The 18501-nt window shown below is 42.2% G+C and carries 18 protein-coding genes and 1 riboswitch; of the genes, 12 read left to right on the top strand and 6 right to left on the bottom strand.

Features of this window, described 5'->3' with window-relative positions; all coding sequences use genetic code 11:
* Nucleotides 1–195 precede the first annotated feature (195 nt).
* Nucleotides 196–546: a hypothetical protein gene (locus F894_RS04370; RefSeq protein WP_004280391.1), complete on the top strand. Its 351-nt coding sequence runs from the start codon at nt 196–198 to the stop codon at nt 544–546.
* A gap of 69 nt (nt 547–615) precedes the next feature.
* Here the strand turns inward: F894_RS04370 and F894_RS04375 are convergent, their stop codons facing one another.
* The gene (locus F894_RS04375; protein ID WP_004280390.1) at nt 616–1344 is read right to left on the bottom strand and encodes an HAD family hydrolase; all 729 of its coding nucleotides are present in this window, start codon (nt 1342–1344) and stop codon (nt 616–618) included.
* Between the two features lie 281 nt (nt 1345–1625).
* On the opposite strand from F894_RS04375, the gene F894_RS04380 reads away from it, so the two are divergent.
* The 11 genes from F894_RS04380 to F894_RS04425 all read left to right on the top strand — a co-directional run bounded on the left by F894_RS04380 (nt 1626) and on the right by F894_RS04425 (nt 14152).
* The gene (locus F894_RS04380; RefSeq protein ID WP_004647024.1) at nt 1626–2519 is read left to right on the top strand and encodes a LysR family transcriptional regulator; all 894 of its coding nucleotides are present in this window, start codon (nt 1626–1628) and stop codon (nt 2517–2519) included.
* Nucleotides 2520–2726: 207 nt separating this feature from the next.
* Nucleotides 2727–2840: riboswitch (guanidine-I (ykkC/yxkD leader) on the top strand.
* 29 nt (nt 2841–2869) lie between these two features.
* Nucleotides 2870–3607 carry an urea amidolyase associated protein UAAP1 gene (locus F894_RS04385; protein WP_004280388.1) on the top strand — a complete coding sequence of 246 codons (738 nt, stop codon included), beginning with the start codon at nt 2870–2872 and terminating at the stop codon, nt 3605–3607.
* A gap of 11 nt (nt 3608–3618) precedes the next feature.
* Nucleotides 3619–4269, top strand: a complete 651-nt coding sequence (locus F894_RS04390) for an urea amidolyase associated protein UAAP2 (protein ID WP_005246267.1) — start codon at nt 3619–3621, stop codon at nt 4267–4269.
* 3 nt (nt 4270–4272) lie between these two features.
* Nucleotides 4273–7878 (top strand): urea carboxylase, encoded by a 3606-nt coding sequence (gene uca, locus F894_RS04395; RefSeq protein ID WP_005246269.1) that lies wholly within the window; start codon nt 4273–4275, stop codon nt 7876–7878.
* 78 nt (nt 7879–7956) lie between these two features.
* Nucleotides 7957–9213 carry an AAA family ATPase gene (locus F894_RS04400; RefSeq protein WP_005246271.1) on the top strand — a complete coding sequence of 419 codons (1257 nt, stop codon included), beginning with the start codon at nt 7957–7959 and terminating at the stop codon, nt 9211–9213.
* Nucleotides 9214–9216: 3 nt separating this feature from the next.
* Nucleotides 9217–9969 (top strand): HNH endonuclease family protein, encoded by a 753-nt coding sequence (locus F894_RS04405; protein WP_005246272.1) that lies wholly within the window; start codon nt 9217–9219, stop codon nt 9967–9969.
* A 75-nt stretch (nt 9970–10044) separates the two neighbouring features.
* A complete protein-coding gene (locus F894_RS15450; RefSeq protein WP_265596633.1) occupies nt 10045–10206 on the top strand; it encodes a hypothetical protein in 162 nt (53 codons plus the stop codon).
* Nucleotides 10207–10745: 539 nt separating this feature from the next.
* The gene (locus F894_RS15350; protein ID WP_004647016.1) at nt 10746–10877 is read left to right on the top strand and encodes a hypothetical protein; all 132 of its coding nucleotides are present in this window, start codon (nt 10746–10748) and stop codon (nt 10875–10877) included.
* A complete protein-coding gene (locus F894_RS04415) occupies nt 10870–11313 on the top strand; it encodes a CopG family ribbon-helix-helix protein (protein WP_004280384.1) in 444 nt (147 codons plus the stop codon). Before F894_RS15350 ends, F894_RS04415 begins: the two co-directional genes overlap by 8 nt.
* Before the next feature lie 11 nt (nt 11314–11324).
* A complete protein-coding gene (gene atzF, locus F894_RS04420) occupies nt 11325–13133 on the top strand; it encodes an allophanate hydrolase (protein ID WP_005246275.1) in 1809 nt (602 codons plus the stop codon).
* Nucleotides 13130–14152 (top strand): ABC transporter substrate-binding protein, encoded by a 1023-nt coding sequence (locus tag F894_RS04425; RefSeq protein WP_005246277.1) that lies wholly within the window; start codon nt 13130–13132, stop codon nt 14150–14152. The genes atzF and F894_RS04425 overlap by 4 nt, the downstream gene beginning before the upstream one ends.
* An 89-nt stretch (nt 14153–14241) precedes the next feature.
* On the opposite strand, the gene F894_RS04430 is transcribed toward F894_RS04425, so the two are convergent.
* The 5 genes from F894_RS04430 to F894_RS04450 form a co-directional block, all read right to left on the bottom strand.
* On the bottom strand, nt 14242–14571 hold the full coding sequence (locus F894_RS04430) for a DMT family transporter (protein ID WP_004280373.1): 330 nt from the start codon (nt 14569–14571) through the stop codon (nt 14242–14244).
* Between the two features lie 8 nt (nt 14572–14579).
* Entirely contained in the window at nt 14580–15461 is an 882-nt protein-coding gene (locus F894_RS04435) for a hypothetical protein (protein ID WP_005246278.1), read from the bottom strand.
* A complete protein-coding gene (locus F894_RS04440) occupies nt 15458–16465 on the bottom strand; it encodes an isopenicillin N synthase family dioxygenase (protein WP_005246279.1) in 1008 nt (335 codons plus the stop codon). The genes F894_RS04435 and F894_RS04440 overlap by 4 nt, the downstream gene beginning before the upstream one ends.
* A 79-nt stretch (nt 16466–16544) precedes the next feature.
* A complete protein-coding gene (locus F894_RS04445) occupies nt 16545–17426 on the bottom strand; it encodes an ABC transporter ATP-binding protein (protein ID WP_005246280.1) in 882 nt (293 codons plus the stop codon).
* Nucleotides 17426–18370 (bottom strand): ABC transporter permease, encoded by a 945-nt coding sequence (locus F894_RS04450; RefSeq protein ID WP_005246281.1) that lies wholly within the window; start codon nt 18368–18370, stop codon nt 17426–17428. The genes F894_RS04445 and F894_RS04450 overlap by 1 nt, the downstream gene beginning before the upstream one ends.
* Nucleotides 18371–18501 lie beyond the last annotated feature (131 nt).

The raw sequence follows: 18501 nt of genomic DNA on the forward strand, positions 1-18501 counted from the left end.
TTTTTTTTTGACCTTTATCAGATTCAATATCATTAAAATCCTCCTGTTTATGAATAAAATATGGATACAGATTTCAAAAAATGACGAAAGCAAAACAGATCCAGTACTGCTGAAACGCTTTGCCTACAACAACCTGCTTCAGCCCTAAGGGCTTCTCTCTATAATGGCCGCGTCGTTACACTTAAGGTCTCAGTTTTGAAACATCTTAAATATTTTTCAGCAATTCCATTATTAGTACTTTTAACTGCTTGTAACACCACTGAAGCACCCGCACCAGATTATCAGGGCAACTGGAAAAACACCGTGGAAAATCCAAAACTTGAAAATATTCTGGTTATTTCAAAAAATGGTGAAAATTATCTGATTACCAATACGATCAAAGATAAGGAAACCGGTAAAACCGAGAAAAAGAATCCAATGCCCGCTGCAGTGAACGAAAATGGCATGCTTCAGTTGAACGCAGGTGCAGGTATGGTCGATTTTGCAATCGATGAGAAAACCGGAAATCTGGTTGGTTCAGGCTCAATCTATAAAAAAGCCAAATAGTCAGCAAGATTTTTAAGCCACAAATAGTATTCAAGATGTCATGAACAAGGATGCTTCATGGCATCTTTTTTAGTGGATGTTGTTATTGAATGAACTTAATAATTCAGCAAAATTTTCGACATAATAATTTGCTTTGGCTTTGATCAAATCTATTTCATGAGCGGAGTGCTGGTCATAAATTCCCACTACCTCGATGCCCGCATGATTTGCTGCTTCTACACCGACTAGAGAGTCTTCAATAATTAGACATTCCTCAGGTCGAAGGTTAAAGGCTTGCAAAACATTCAGATAAACTTCGGGATGAGGTTTAATGTTCTGGACATTTTCACGGGTGAGAATCAAGGAAAAGTCCTCATCAAAGCTGATTTTAGAGTTAATATTTCGATTGTTATCCTGATAGCGCTGTACATTGAATAAACTGGTGGTGGTGGTCAAAGCCAGTGATATCTGTTGCTGTTTTAAAGCCTGAATCAGGAGGTCTGCCTGAGGTTTTAACTCGACGATATCATCCAGAAAATGTCGGGAAATACTATAACGACGATTTTTTACTTCTTCTTTAGCTGGTTCAAAACCGTATTGTTCTTTTAAAAATCCACAATATTCCAGATAAGGATCTGACCTATGTCTCAAGGCGGTAAGTTGAAGATCGCGCTGTTGCTGAATCTGAATCTCATGTAAATCGACTTTTCTGTTGGAGAGCTCATCAATCAGGGCTGCATCGACCTGATTCCAGATGCCTACAGAATCAATCAACGTACCATCTAGATCAAAACAGACCAGCTTTTTATCCTGAAACATATAAGATTTCTCTGTATTTTTACCATTTATTCGGTGGGGCTGAGTATATCGCATACGATTTAAATGTTTAACTGACCTGAGCAAACCGGGCTGGAAATTTTACGCTAAGGGACTTTTTAATGGATTTATTCACCTGTTAAAAGTATTTATTTACGGAAAATTACAGCGAGTTTAATCCTGAAAATAGTGGCAAAGTGTTATATTTTAATCTGACCCTCAATAGACTTATGCGGATGAAAGACCTGTCCGAATGAGGAGAAAGTTAAAGGAAATGTATTTCTGTGTTTGAACTTGACTGTAAATTGCTCAGTATTTTTTATTATGTCTATAAATTTAAAAACGTATCTCAGGCAGCCGATCATTTAGATATGAGCCAGCCAGCGGTGAGCAATCTGCTGAATAAAATTCGCCAGCATTATGGTGATCCTTTATTTTTACGTATTGGCAATGAAATGCTGCCGACAGACCTGTCCAAACAGCTCTTTCCCTTGGTCAGCGAAGCACTGAGCAAAGTTGAAGCAATCAATAATTTCACTATCAATTTTGATCAGGTCACTTCACAGCAGCGCTTTACACTGGCGATGACCGATGTATCACATCTGGTGTTATTGCCAAAAATTTCCCAGTATCTGAAGCAGCATGCATCCCATATCCGTCTGAATGTGCGTCCGATTACATCGGAAACCAGTTATCAAATGGCCAATGGTGAGATTGATCTGGCTTTGGGCTTCTTGCCAAATCTGGAGAATGGCTTTTATCAGCAGAAACTGTTTGAGCAATATTATGTGGTGATCGCGGCGAAAGACCATCCGCGCCTGACCGGTGACAGCATCACGACAGAAGAGTATTTACGTGAAACCCATATTGATATTGATGCCGGGATGGGGCATTACCATATTGAAAATGAATTGCTGAATCTGGAACTCAAGCGTGACATTCTAATGCGTCTGCCAAGTTATCTCGGGGTAGGACTGGTGGTACAGGAAACCGATGCGATTGCGACCGTGCCTTATTATTTGAGTGAAGTTTTATTATCACGTGGCAATCTCAAGATTTTTGAGGCACCGATTGCTTTCCCGACCTATTCCGTAAAGCAGTATTGGCATATGTCTTGTCATCATAAAACCAGTCATCAATGGTTACGTAATATGCTGCATGAGATTTTAAGTAAATAACTCTACCGCTTAAATAGTTTGATTGAGTTCTCATCTCTAGATTTTACAATTCCCGGTACAAGCCGGGATTTTTTTATTTTGCTACATCTTGATGCCTTTTTCAGAGCCTTGAACCTGAAGTGATCAGTTCCATCTCAAAAAAAAGTATTATGAATATAAAAAATAGTATTACCAGTTTGGCACGTCCTTTGCATCTATCTACATCATCATAAAGTGATCTAGGGTTCCGATACATGAACATTCATGTAGGTCTGCGACCGAGAGTTCACGGCTAGGTTTGTTCAAACCCAAGCTACACGGAGGGATAAAAGCCCGGGAGGTAAACCGTAAAAAGATTGGGATGGATGCAAATGAGCACAATAACTTATCACGAAGATCAAGTCCTCTGGACTGAACGTTTACCGGGTGGACACCACTGGTCAGCACGCATTCAGCGTGGCGCAGTTTTACAACTCAAATCTTTAGGCGCGAATGCCAATGTTTCACTGTTTTGTGTAAATAGCGAAGACAAGCTTGAAGCCTATAACATGCCAGACAGCTTAAAAGCACAACACACGGCATTTTTAAGTACAGGGCATATTTTAGCGTCTGACCTTGGACGCGCGATGGTATCCATTGTGAAAGATGATCACGGTTGGAACGATGCCTTTTGTGCGCCAAGCACAGCACAGCAAATCGAACAACAGTTTGGTACGCAAACGTTTCAAGATGCGCGTAACGACATGTACCGCAATGGCAAAGACAGTTTGCTTTTAGAGATGACCAAATTTGGATTATCTGCGACCGATCTTAGCAATACTTTAAATCTATTCTCTAAAGTGCAACCAGATGACAACGGTAACTTGTCTTATGTCGTATCTGACAATACTGATCAGGTGATTGAACTACGTTTTGAAATGGATTGTTTGGTGTTTTTATCCAGTGCACCACATGCCTTAGACAATTCTACTGAATATGCACCTGCCGATATTCAGCTCTCACTCTTTAAAGCGCTTCCTTTAGGCGACACCGATGTCTGCCGTGATTCATGCCCGCAAAATCAGCGTGCGTTCCAAAATAATAACCGCTACTACGCTTTAACTGCTTAAGGGGAATAATCATGACTGCACTCGTAAACCTAGAAAAATCAGTACTCAGCGAAGTTTGTCCTGCCGGTGAAGCGTGGATGTGTGAAGTCAAAAAAGGTCAGTACTTCCGTATTGTCGACCTTGAAGGCAACCAAGCGGTAGATACCTTATTTATTTCTGCTTCTAACCCTGAAGAGCGTTATAGCGCAACCGATACTTTGGCGATGAATCGTCAAATTTATTTAGAGAAAGGTACAACGCTTTATACCAATTTTGGCAATAAAATCGCCATTATTAACGATGACAACTGTGGTCGTCATGACACTTTAGGCGGTGCATGTTCGTGTGAAAGTAACACGGTACGTTATGCCCACGATAAATATCCAATGCACAGTTGCCGTAACAATTTCATGATTGCGCTATCACAACATCCGATTGCCAAAAAGCACGGATTAAACGTGCGTCATATCGGTCCAAACATTAACTTCTTTATGAATGTACCTGTGACTTCAGAGGGTCACCTGAAATTTGATGATGGTATTTCTGCACCAGGTAAATATGTCGAAGTGAAAGCCGAGATGGATTTGATCGTACTCATCTCCAACTGCCCACAACTGAATAACCCATGTAATGCCTATAACCCAACTAAAATTCAACTGATTGTCCGTGAAGGCGAGGAATAAGCCATGTTTAATAAAGTTCTCATCGCCAACCGTGGTGCAATTGCGTGTCGTGTAATCCGTACCCTAAAAAAATTAGGCATTCAATCAGTAGCTGTCTATTCAGAAGCCGATCGTGATTCATTGCATGTAACTTTAGCGGATGAAGCCGTCTTTATCGGTGATGCACCTGCAAGTCAAAGCTATTTAAACGTCGATAAAATCTTAGAAGTGGCAAAACAAACCGGTGCGCAAGCGATTCATCCGGGTTATGGTTTCCTGTCTGAAAATGCCGAATTCTGTAATCTCTGTGAAGCACAAGGCATTGTGTTCTTGGGCCCAAATGCCGAGCAAATGAAAGCATTTGGTCTGAAACACACTGCACGTGAATTGGCGATTCAAGCCAATGTACCGTTATTGCCAGGTAGCCAATTATTGGCTGATGAAGCTGAAGCCCTGCTTGAGGCTGAGCGTATTGGCTATCCTGTGATGCTGAAAAGTACCGCAGGTGGTGGTGGTATTGGCATGCGTTTGGTGTGGAATGCGGAGGAGCTGAAAGAAGCTTATGCAACCGTGTCTTATTTAGCGCAAGCCAACTTTAAAGATGCAGGCCTTTACTTAGAAAAATTCGTACAAAATGCTCGTCATATCGAAGTGCAAATCTTTGGTGATGGCAACGGTTTAGTTCTAGCACTGGGCGAGCGTGATTGTTCGGTGCAACGTCGTAACCAAAAAGTCATTGAGGAAACGCCTGCACCACATTTAAACGATACGCAACGTGCCTATATTCAAAATGTCGCGATTCAATTGATGCAATCGGTGAATTACCGCTCGGCAGGTACAGTTGAATTTGTGATGGATACTGACACGCAAGAATTCTATTTCTTGGAAGTGAATACCCGTCTACAAGTAGAACATGGCGTGACTGAACAAGTCTTTGGTGTCGATCTTGTTGAATGGATGGTGACTTTAGGCAGTGGCGATTGGACTCGTCCGACAACACAACTCGAATCCAAAGGTCATTCGATTCAAGTGCGTCTTTATGCAGAAGACCCAATTAAAAACTTCCAACCAAGTGCAGGGCTTTTAACACATGTTGAGTTTGATGCCAATGCGCGTAATGAAACATGGGTGGAAACAGGTTCAAACGTATCATCTTTCTATGACCCGATGATTGCCAAAATCATTGTGACAGCAGATGATCGTGATTCTGCAATTCAAGCCATGACCGACACACTGGCTAAAACGCAAGTTGCCGGCATTGAAACCAACCTTGAATATCTGCAAAACATTATCGATTGCGATGTGTTTAAAGCGGGGACACAAACCACACGCTTCTTAAATACCTTTGAGTGGAAAACTCAAAAGATTGAAGTGCTCCAAGCCGGTATACAAACCGCCGTGCAAGATGTGACAGGACGTTTAGGTTATTGGGATGTTGGTGTGCCACCATCCGGTGCGATTGATCCGCTGTCTTTAAATGTCGCAAACCAATTGTTAGGCAATGTACCGAATACCGCAGGTTTGGAATGTACGCTACAAGGGCCAAGCCTAAAATTTCATTGTGATAGTCAAATTGTGCTTGCTGGTGGTGATATGCCATCTACTTTGGATGGCGTAGCCGTTCCAATGTGGCAAACTGTCAATGTACGCAAAGGTCAGGTGTTAAAATGTGGCAAGATCGCCACAGGTTGTCGTACCTACATTGGCATTAAAGGCGGTCTAAATGTGCCTGAATATTTAGGCTCACAAGCAACTTTTACTTTAGGTCAATTCGGTGGTCATGCAGGGCGTAACTTACTGATTGGCGATATGCTTCCAATCACGGCATTTACATCCGATGAAGTGAAAGCATTAAATGAAGATCAAATCCCAACATTCTCAAATACTTGGGAAATTGCGGTGATGTATGGTCCACATGGTGCACCTGATTTCTTTACCAAAAACGACATTGATACTTTCTTTGCCAATGAGTTTGAAATTCACTTTAACTCAAGCCGTACTGGTATCCGTTTGATTGGTCCAAAACCTGAATGGGCACGTCAGGATGGTGGTGAAGCGGGTCTGCATCCATCCAATATTCATGACAATGCCTATGCCATTGGGGCGATCGACTTTACTGGGGATATGCCAATTATTCTTGGGCCTGATGGTCCAAGCCTAGGTGGTTTCGTGTGCCCTGCGGTGGTGATCAATTCTGAATTATGGAAATTGGGTCAGCTCAAAGCCGGTGATAAAGTTAAATTTGTGCCTGTGAGCTACCATCAAGCCAAATTGCTGAATGAAAAATATCATGCGCAATTAACTGCCCAAGATACGCAAGCGGTGACTTTTGATGAAGCATTTTATCCTGAAATCAGCACACTGAAATCTGCCATTTTAGATACCTTAAAAGGGCAAAATGGTACGCCTGATGTGGTGTATCGTCCTGCTGGCAACAACTATATGCTGGTTGAATATGGCGAACTGGTTTTAGATTTAAACCTGCGTTTCCGTATTCATGCGCTGGTGCAATGGGTCAAAGATCAAAATATTCAAGGCATTATTGACCTGACACCGGGCATTCGTTCGCTGCAAATCCATTTTGATTCGACCAAGCTTGATCAGATTGATTTATTGCGTATGCTTCAATTCGCAGAAGAGCAACTGCCTGATGTCACTGAGATGCAAGTGCCATCACGTACTGTGTATTTACCGCTTGCTTGGGAAGATTCACAAACCCAACTCGCAACCGAACGTTATATGCAAACTGTGCGCCCTGATGCACCGTGGTGTCCTGACAATATCGAATTTATTCGTCGTATCAATGGCTTAAAAGACAAACAAGCCGTGAAAGATGTGGTCTATAACGCGAGTTATTTGGTCATGGGCTTGGGCGATGTGTACTTGGGTGCGCCTGTAGCAACCCCGCTTGATCCGCGTCAGCGTTTAGTCACGACTAAATATAACCCTGCGCGGACGTGGACGCCTGAGAATGCTGTGGGGATCGGCGGTGCGTATATGTGCGTGTACGGTATGGAAGGTCCGGGTGGTTATCAGTTTGTCGGTCGTACTTCGCAAATGTGGTCACGCTACCGTAAAAACCCTGACTTTGAACAAGGTATGCCGTGGTTACTGCGCTTCTTTGACCAAATTAAGTTTTATGAAGTGTCTGAAGCGGAACTCATGCAAATGCGTGAGGACTTTAAAGCAGGGCGTTTAAAATTACGCATTGAAGATGGTGTATTGAATCTAAAAGAATACAACGACTTCTTAACTGAAAACCAAGAATCTATTTCGGCATTTAAAGCGGTGCAACAAGCCAACTTTGATGCAGAGCGCCGTCGCTGGCATGAAGCAGGTCTTGCGGAATATGTCTCTGAAAGTCTAGATGCTGTGGATGATGGCGAAGGTGTTGAAGTGCCTGAAGGTGGTTGTGCGGTGGAATCACATATGCCGGGTTCAATTTGGAAAATTGAATGTCAGTCAGGCGATATTGTGGAAGAAGGTGCGACCTTAGCTGTGATTGAAGCGATGAAGATTGAGATACCAATTATTGCACCTGAGCGTATGCGTGTGGATGCAATTACCATTGAAAAAGGGCAGACGGTAAAAACGGGGCAGGTGTTGTTTACGTTGGCACCAGTGGCTTAATGAAGTAGGAATAAAATAGACCGTCCGCAAGGGCGGTTTTTGCTTTTTAAATGTTAAGAATATATAGATAATATATGGATGACAAAAGCGAATAAATCTGAAATGACTAACTACTTTATAAAATCTTTTAATGCAGAAAATTTTAGAATGTTTTCTAAGATTTCAGTAAAATTTAATGAAAAATTTAATTTTATAACCGGACCTAATGGTTGTGGTAAAAGTAGTATTTTAACTGGTATACATCACTGCCTTCATCATGATTTCAACTCCTCTAGATTAACTAGTGAATCTAGTTTTCATATAGAAGTTGTAAATGGAGGTGAACTTATATTTCTAGGTTTAGCCAAAGAGTCCTTCAGGGAAGGTAATGCATATAGAGAAACTCAAATGAAAAATTGGTTTCCTCCTCGCATTGAAAATGTAACACAACCATACAGGGTGTTTGTTCCTGATGGTCAAAATAAAGAAATAATACCCTTATTTTTAGGGACAAAAAGATCTATTGATTATGTAAGAGTTCAAGGCGCACAGCGTGAGGAACCACGGCAAAATTCTATAGATATATATCGACAAAGAAATCTTGAATATAGTAATTCAAATGTTAAGCAATGGTTTATCAATAGATATTTCTATATTGATAAAGATTGGGCATACGAGGAAAAGATTAATTGGGATATTTTGCTTGAAAACTTACCAAGAATTGCTCCTACGGGAAGTGATTTCCAATATTTAAGAACAGAAAGAGATTTAGAACCTATTTTCAGATTGTATGGTCAGGAGTGTTATCTAGAAGAATTGTCTGCTGGATTTCAAGCAATTTTTTCTGTGATTGCTAATATTATTGAATGGATTGAAAAAATTAACCCTCAAGGACATAGAAATATTCAAGAGGCAACTGGTACGGTTTTAATTGATGAATTGGACTTACATTTGCACCCTGAATGGCAATTTAATATTAGAGATGGATTAGAGGCTTTATTCCCTAAACTTCAATTTATTGTAACGACTCATTCACCACATCTTTTGGCTTCAGCAAAAGAAGGTGAAGTCATTATTATGAATCGTGAAACTGGGAAAACAGAATATTATTTTAAGCCTAGTGATAAGCGCTACTCAGGTTGGAATACTGATCAGATTTTGGAAGATGTAATGGGAGTTAAAAGTCTTAAGAATAAGGATTATGAAAGGCTTATAGATGAAGCTCTCGATGCTTATGAATCAAAAGATAAGACTAAACTTTTATCTGTAATGGAGCATTTGAAAAATATTACTCATTCAGATGACACGATAGTACAAGTATTAGAAATGAAGATGGCTTCTTTGGAGCTTGAATAAGTCATGATCAAGCTTGAAAAACAAAATGATATTCCTCAAATCCTTCAAGATAAACAAAGAGAATGGACAGATCATTTACTTGCATTAGTAAGTAAATATGGAACTTACAAGAATATTCCGAAAGAAGAGAAAGCTTCGGCTCTTAGCCATTACAGACATAAGGATATTACTACCCCTTTATTTGCTAGCTCACATCAAAAATGTGCTTTTTGTGAAGGAAGTCCAAAAGATAGTGGAAATATAGAAGTTGAACATTTCTATCCAAAATCTATCTATCATGATAAAGCTTTTGATTGGGATAATTTTTTACCAAGTTGTCGTAAGTGTAATGATTCAAAACTTACCCATGATGTAGGTGTTGAACCTATTTTAAATCCGTATGATGAAGATTTTGATCCTAGTCAGCAGTTTGAATTTGTCTTAGCACGTATGAAAGGTAAAACTGAAATAGCTAAACGTACAATTGATGTCTGTGGTTTAAAAAGTCGATTGTATGATCCCTACAGCAAATTGATAAAAGTATTTTGTGAATATGAACAAACCTTAGAAGAGGCTCTTGAAGAGCTAAACGAGAAAGATACTAATCGAAAACGTTTAAACCAGATACGTAGAATTTCTGATTCCATTGATAGAATCGAATCATTAATGAAACCTAATGAAAAATATTCATATTTTTGTTCTTATATCATTCGAAGTAGTGAAGTTTATAATGAAGCAAAAAGGATACTCTCTTTAGAGCTTCAACAAGTAGGCTAAGGAATTTATATTGAACAATATTATCTATTCACGCTTTGTCGCAAGCATTTCATATCTAAAAAGAACCTCATTGAAGTGGTGATTAATTGCTTTAGTACAACAGTTGCGATTCTCACCCGTAATAACCCAGCATTCTATTGCGTTCCTGCGGACATGTATGAACGCCTGATGGATTTGATTGAAGACAAAAAACTGCTCAAACTTGCAGAAGAAGTTGAAACTGAAAAAAAACTGTAAAGATAAGTATTAATGACCTACGAGCTCGAGTTAACAAAAACCGTGCTTAAAGAGTTTAATATGTTCAGCCACACTTTGATGCACACTCGAACCCCAATGGTGCAAAATGGTCTATTTTTTAGGCAAAATTAAAAAATTAATCATTCTTGTTTTGCCTATTTTTGCGTATGTAATTAATTTCCCATGCATTCTACTTAAATCTATTCTATTTTAATATTGTGGCACGCTTAATGCTTTTATTTATATACAACATAAATAGAGGAGAGCAATACACTTGATCACTCATAATCACAAACATCGGTTAACCATTCATGTATAAAAAGAATAGCAAGGACATGAGCAATCAAAATGGAATAAACCGGTGAAATACAAAACTTACTTTTGCTTTAGAACAAGCCCCATTTCAATCTTATGGGGCTTTTTTTCGCCCTTTTATATAAGTTTATTCACTTCATCCAAATAACTAAAAATTGGCACGCTTTCTGCATTTTCCTAAGTAATACGAAATTTTGGTTTTGTAATATCCACAGGAGATGCACATGAACAATCCGACATCAAATAAAAAAATGCATCCATGGCTTCACTTTCTGGTTGAGCTGCTCAGCGTACGCGCAGGCTTTCACATTAAACAGTCTTCCCAATACCAACCCAAGGATCAACATCGTGCCTAAACAAAAATTGGCACGGATCAGTATTACCGTGCCAGAAACCACGCTACATGCGATGGATCAAAAAATTGTCGAGCAGCACTATGAAAGCCGTTCGCAGGCCATTGTCGACATGATTAACCGTCACCTGATTGATGATCTGGTGATTCGCGATGAAGTCATGGTTGGCACACTTACTTTGCTCTATGACGTCAGCCTTAAACCGCTACGCAGTCAGCTGGTCGATCTGCAACAGCAGTATCTGGCGCAAGTGATCAACTCACTTCATATCCAGCTGGATGATGAAAAAATCCTGCAAGTCATGCTGATGCAGGGCGCGAGCAGTGATCTGAAAGAAATAAGCGAACAATTTATTGCACTGAAAGGCGTGATTAAAGGCCATCTCGAACTGATGGATGCCGTCATGCCACCTATTCCACAAAATACCGAACACACTTAAGGAGAACAGCTGTGCACAACTTATGGACTGTACAGGACTGGCAACACGCCTACCAGAATAACAATATCCAGCTTAGTGACCTGATTGAGTATGTAGCCGAGTTGAATAATGACGATCATGCCTGGATATCAATTGCGACAGCAGCACAATTACAGGCACAAATTGATGCATTGACTGGTGCAGATATTGAAAGCTTGCCACTTTATGGGGTGCCATTTGCAGTCAAGGACAATATTGATGTTGCAGGGTTCTATACCACAGCAGCATGTAAAGAGGCAGCTTATCTGGCGACTTCCGATGCAACAGCAGTAGCCAAATTAAAAGCTGCCGGCGCGATTGTCGTGGGTAAAACCAATCTGGACCAGTTTGCAACGGGTCTGGTCGGGGTGCGCTCACCATACGGCGCGGTGAAGAACAGCTTTAATCCTGAATATATCAGCGGCGGTTCGAGTTCGGGTTCCAGCGTGGTGGTAGCCAATGGATTAGTACCATTCAGTCTGGGTACAGATACTGCAGGTTCAGGACGTGTACCAGCAGGGCACAATAACATTGTCGGACTCAAACCGACCAAAGGCTGGTTCTCGACTACTGGCCTGATTCCGGCTTGCCGCACCATCGATGTGATTTCGATTTTTGCATTAACGGTGGATAATGCCTGGCAGGTAGCGCAAGTCATGCAGGGCTATGATGCCAGCGATGATTATTCCAGAACGCATCCTCAGAATGTTCCTAGCCAATTTTCAAAAGGGAAAATTGCCATTCCAGATACACTGGAATTTTATGGCGATGCTGAAACTGAAAAAGCATTCCAGCTGGCGATCGCACGTGTACAAAGCTTGGGTTATACGGTTGAGCCGATTGATTTTGCTCCATTTCAACAACTGGCAGCGGCCTTGTATAACCGCTCTTGGGTGGCTGAACGTACCAGTGCCGTGGAAAAAATGGTGCAACGCGAGCAGACCCATCCGGTCATTGGCCAGATTATTGCGCAGGCAGACCGGTTCAATGCGGTCGATGTCATGCAGGATGAATATGAACGTGCCCACCTGAGCCGTGTTATTCAAAATACACTGGCACATTATGATGCCTTGATGGTGCCTACTGCACCCACCATTTATCGCATTGCAGAAGTAGAAGCCGATCCTCTGGTAAAAAACAGCCACATGGGCGCTTATACCAATTTTGTCAATTTTGCCGACCTGTCGGCTTTGGCATTACCAAATAGCATTCGTGCTGATGGTCTTCCAACGGGTGTGACCTTTATTGCGCCAGCCTGGATGGATGAAGCACTGGCCAAATTCGGGCAAAAATGGCAGCAATCGAGCCAGTTAAAGCTAGGCACCTCTGAACTTAGCTATGAAAAAACAACTGAAATCTCATCGGATCACAGCGTCAAACTGGCTGTCGTCGGTGCACATCTAAGTAGAATGCCGCTGAACTTTCAGCTGACCACACGCAGTGGCACCCTGATCAAGCAGACCCGGACTGCTTCGCATTACAAACTCTATGCTTTAAAAAATACCACACCACCAAAACCCGGCCTCCAATACAACGCGAAAGGTTGTTCAATTGAAGTCGAAGTCTGGGACATTCCGCGTGCACTGTTCGGAGACATTGTTGCAGAAGTTCCGGCACCATTGGGGATCGGTAATGTTCAGCTGATTGATGGTACTTGGGTCAAAGGCTTTATCTGTGAAGGCTATGCACTTGAGGATGCAACAGATATTAGTCATTTCGGTGGCTGGCGCGAATTTATGAAATCTAAACAACTTTCAAATACCAAATTTAAATGTGAATGCATAGGGGAAGTCGCAAAATGATCAAAAAAGCACTGATGTCAGTTTCCGTACTGTCTGCAATCCTTTTAAGCGGTTGTGACAATACCGCTAAAGTACCTGAACCAAATGCCAAGGCTGAAGGTACTGTAAATACTCAACCCATCCGGATTGGTTATAGCGACTGGCCGGGTTGGGTTGCGTGGCAAGTTGCGATTGAAAAAGGCTGGTTAGAGGAAGCTGGAGTCAATGCTGATTTTAAATGGTTTGACTATTCAGCCTCACTTTCAGCTTTTGCTGCCAACCAGCTGGATGCGGTCATGGTCACTAATGGTGATAATCTGGTCACTGGCTCTGGCGGGACCAAGGGCGTGATGATCATGGCGACCGATTATTCAGCTGGAAATGACGTGATTATTGCCAAGAATGGCATTAATTCGATTCAGGATCTGCGCGGTAAAACCGTAGCCACTGAAAAAGGTCTGGTCGATCACTTGTTACTGTCCACTGCACTGGATGATGCCAAAGTTGGCCTGAATGAGGTCAAACTGGTCAATACCATGACCAATGAATTGCCACAGGTTTTTGCCACTCCCGATATTGATGCGATTGCAGTATGGCAGCCGGTGGCAAATCAGGCTTTATCTGCTGTTGCCGGTTCCAAGATTATTTTCACCTCTAAAGACAAGCCTGGATTAATCTACGATACCTTGACCGTGAATCCAGCCCATCTGGAAGCCAATAAAGAGCAATGGAAAAAGGTGATTCAGGTTTGGGATAAAACTGTCAAATACATCAATGACCCGGCGACTCGTGAAGATGCTGCACAGATCATGTCCAAACGTGTCGGTGTCGATGCGAAGACCTATATGCAGTTCATTGATGGCACGCATTTGCTGGATCTGGCCGCCAACAAGAAAGTCTTTACCAAAGGTGATGGCTTCGACTCGATCTATGGTTCCAGCTACCATGTGAACAAGTTCAATGTGGTCAACGGCATTTATACGACTGAAATGAATGTGGATGGTGTGATTGTTCCGACTCTGTTACAAGAACTCAAATAGAGCATGCCGCCTCATTGGGGAATGTAATCTAGACCCATAAAAAAATCCCCGGATTGGGGATTTTTTATTGTTAGATGAATATTAAAATATTAAAGCTGCGTACTTTTGGAAAAGACATTGATAAAAATAATGCCAATGATCATAAACGCCAGACCGATCAGCGCGGGAAGATCCAGTTGCTGTTTAAACACCAAGAGGCCAACCGTTGAAATCAAGATAATGCCAGCACCAGACCAGATTGCATAGGCAATGCCCATCGGAATGGTTTTCATGGTCAGTGATAGGAAAAACAGGGCAACGGCATAACCGGCAATGGTGGCAAGTGAAGGCCAGAGCACGCTGAAACCATTGGAAGCTTTCAATGCAGAAGTGGCAATGACTTCTGCAATAATGGCAATCGACAGATATAAAAAAGACATATTTCTCCCTATAACACCCGTTCTGCATGTTGCATCAGGTGATCCTGTTCTGACTTCAGCCAGATTTCAGCTTGTGTAGTCGTGGGGGTTGTATATTGAAATTGGTAATCTGGCTGGTATATATCCAGCTCAAAAATCAGGTCAATGTCGCGACCATCTAAAATGACATGCTGAACCAGACTGCTTCCATTGAGAACTTCAAAATTTTCCAGGTTAAAAGCTTTACCTGTCTCACTGCTGCAGGTGCTGTAAGTTTTAGCTTGACCATCAGTCCCGATAGAAACCTCAAAACTTTCCAACAAGGCAAACACGGTCGGATCAACAGCTTTCAAGTCCATTTGAGCGACTGTACTTTGCACTTCAGGCAAACGCGTCAGGGCATAAGCAATATGATCAGCGCAAATAATCAGGCCGCCATCCATTTCCAGTGTCTGACCAGATTGAACATCAAGCGCAGACTGAAGACGCAGGCCTAAAAATAAACCGTGTTGCACCTGCTGGCGCCAGTCTTCGACATAGACATTACTTGGAGAAAATTCCAGAATGCAGTTGCCAATCGCATGCAACCTGGCTGGTTCCGGCCACTGCACATGATTCTGGTAATTGGCGTAGTCTTTCACTTCCCAGGACAAGAGCTGGCTGGTGTTATCCCAAAGCGTATTGCCAATCCAGCCTTGGCGTTCCTGAACAGCAGTTCCCGTCTGGCTTTTTAGACGAAGATCAATGGTAAAACTGCGCGACTGGAACCAGTACACAATAGTGTTTTCATCGGTTAGACCATTATAAAAACTGATACTTTTACGCCGGAAAGCACCATATAAAAAGCCCGGAATAATCTTTGGCTGAGGGATAGTGGGCTTTAAAGTTTTAATTACTTCAAACAGATTCATGATGCTGTCTCCGCCTGTTCTTCAAGTCCAAAAGAGGAAAGTGGTACAGCATTTTTTAAGATCAGTTCACCGCTAGCAATGCGCTGTTTTAAATATTGAAAGGTCTGGGCGGTCTGATTAAACAGATGCTCACCCCCGATCAGGGCAGAATATTTGGAATTTTCAGTATGAATAACCGGTTCAATCACGGTGTCATAATTGCAGGCGCAAAACAGAGGGAACGAATAACGTTCTTCAGAGACTTTTTTCACGCGGTGCTTGGTGGCGAGATATTTACCATTTGACAGAATTTCCATCATGTCACTGATATTCATCACCAAGGTATTTTCAATCAGTGGAATGTCGATCCATTCACCGGCTTTATTCAAAACCTGTAAGCCGGGCGCGGTGGGTAACAGCAGGGTAAAGCATTCGTAATCAGTATGTGCGCCAATCCCTTCGGCATCTTTCACTTCCGGATTGTACGGATAATGAATCAGGCGCAATTGACTTGGTGCATCATTAATTTTATCGGCAAAGAAATCTTCTTTGATACCAAGAGCCAGGGCAAAAGCAGAAAAAATCTGTTCGCTGATGGTGCGCAAGTGGCCGTAATATTGGCTAACAATGGTTTTAAAATTTTGATGATCAGGCCATAAGGTTGGGCCTAGCAATGGGCAGTCTGTTCTAGAACCCTGATAGTCATAATTTACATCGTAGGCTTCTTTGAGGTCATAACTGTTGCCCGCGAACTGTTCTTCACCAATTGGAACATAACCGCTATGGTTACTGGATTTGCCAATATAGTGCTGCATTTTTGTGTCCAGATCCTGCTCGAAATAGGATTTGGACAGTTCAACCAGTGACTTGGCATAATCAAAATTAAACTGATCCCCTTTAAGATAAAGGAACCCAACATCTTTACAGGCCTGGTCTAAAGCTGCCGCGACTTCAAGACGATCGGCCAGATGTGGACTTTGCATTTTAGAAATATCGACGAGTGGGAGTACGTATTGGTCTTGCATTGCAATCACCTTATTGTTGGTCGTCCAACACAGCGATTAAAACCTTTGGGTCGTCCCAAAGGCTCTTTTTTAAAACGGATTATTTGCTCGTGCTGACTTTGGTCAAGCGTGGAATTTCTGGAAGATCGGCTAGTGCAGGATCCAGCTCATCCTCCTGTGCATGTACCAGATGATTGACGTGCTCGCGAAGCTGTTTAAATTCCGGAGTCAGCATCAGATCTGGATGGCGTGGACGTGGTAAATCCACTTCAATAATTTCTTTGATTTCACCTGGATTGGCTTTCAGCGCCACAATCCGGTCTGCCAGCAAGATGGCTTCATCCATATCGTGGGTCACGAAAATGATGGTAATGTCGATGTTTTGCCACAGATCCATCAGGTGACGCTGCATTTTTTGGCGCGTATGCGGATCCAGTGCACCAAAAGGTTCATCCATCAGCAACACTTTGGGTTCATTGACCAAGGCGCGGGCAATCGCCACACGTTGCTTCATCCCGCCTGAAAGTTGATGCGGATACTGATCCTGATATTTTTCCAAGCCAATGATGTTGATCCATTCACGTGCCTGCGCTTCAGCAGAAGCATTACTTTGACCTTTCATTTTCGGGCCAAACATGATGTTTTCTTTCACGGTCTTCCATGGGAACAGGGTATAGCCTTGAAACACCATGCCACGTTCCGGGCTTGGGCCGGTAATCGGCTTGCCATCCACCAGAATTTCACCGCTGGTATAAGGATCTAGCCCAGCTACCACACGGCTAAAAGTCGATTTACCGCAACCCGATGGACCAATCACACAGATAAACTCACGTTTATGAATTTTCAGGTCAATGCCATTTAAAATGATGCGTTCAGTTTTGCCATGCTTGAAGGATTGAGTGAGCTGTTTGGCTTCCAAGATGACTGGACGGCTATAAATCTTGTCAAAATATTCGCGGGTATTAAATTCAGTGTTTTGCATCAGTTTGCTCCCGGTTTCCATTTAAATAAGCGTTGTCCCAATTTCATTAAAATCACGTCACAGAGCAGACCAATTACCCCAATGATCAGGATCGCTGCAAAGACATTGTCAAAATTCTGATAGCGGGCTTGCTGGGTAATGAACCAGGTAATTCCTGAGGTACTGCCGATCAGTTCAGCCACGATCAGGTAAGTCCATGCCCAGCCGAGCAATACGCGCAGGTTGCGGTAGATTTCTGGTAATGCCGCTGGAATGACCACATGAAACAGGCTTTTTAATTTATTGGTGCCCAAGGTAAAACCTGCTTCAATCAGACTGCGATCCACCAGTCGTGTAGTATTGGCAATGATCAGGATTTGCTGGAACAGGGTTCCAATCACAATGATGGCTACTTTTGGTGCATCATTGATGCCTAAAATAGCCACCGCAAGCGCACCAAAGGCTGGGGCTGGCAGATAACGGAAAAACTCGACAAATGGCTCCGTGAGTTGGGAAATTTTATTAGAGAAGCCACATAAAATGCCGAGTGGAATACCGATCAGGGAAGAAATAAAGAAGGCAGTAAACACCAGTTTGATACTGTGCCACAGGCTTTCATGAAACCATGGGGCATTGGCTTGAGCAGGTTCTGTGGTAAATGCAGTGACCAATGCGATTGCCACTTCATGCGGGGCAGGCAGATAAATCGGGTTGACCAGAATACCCTGCGGCGGAGCCAGACCCTGATCTACCGCAGACTGCGCAGCAGAAAAAAACTGGTCTTTATCAATACGACTCTCGACCTGTAAATAGGCAACACTACCTGAATCCATAATCTGGACTTGTGGATGCCAGATAAATGGCAAATAACTGACTGCACACCAGATCAGAATTGGTATTAAAAACGACCCCAAGCCAAACAGTAACTTATTTCTTTGACTGAGTTCACGCGCAACGTAACTCATAGTGTTGCCCCTCAATATTACAATTTTTATAAAACGTAATACTGATTAAGCAAAATGGATGCCATTTCATCCCAAATCCTGAAATGACTTTAAAAAGGACTTATTTTTATAGCAAAAATTAGCAGACAACT

The sequence above is a fragment of the Acinetobacter sp. CIP 51.11 genome (genome assembly GCF_000369665.1).
Taxonomy (GTDB): Bacteria; Pseudomonadota; Gammaproteobacteria; order Pseudomonadales; family Moraxellaceae; genus Acinetobacter; species Acinetobacter lwoffii_S.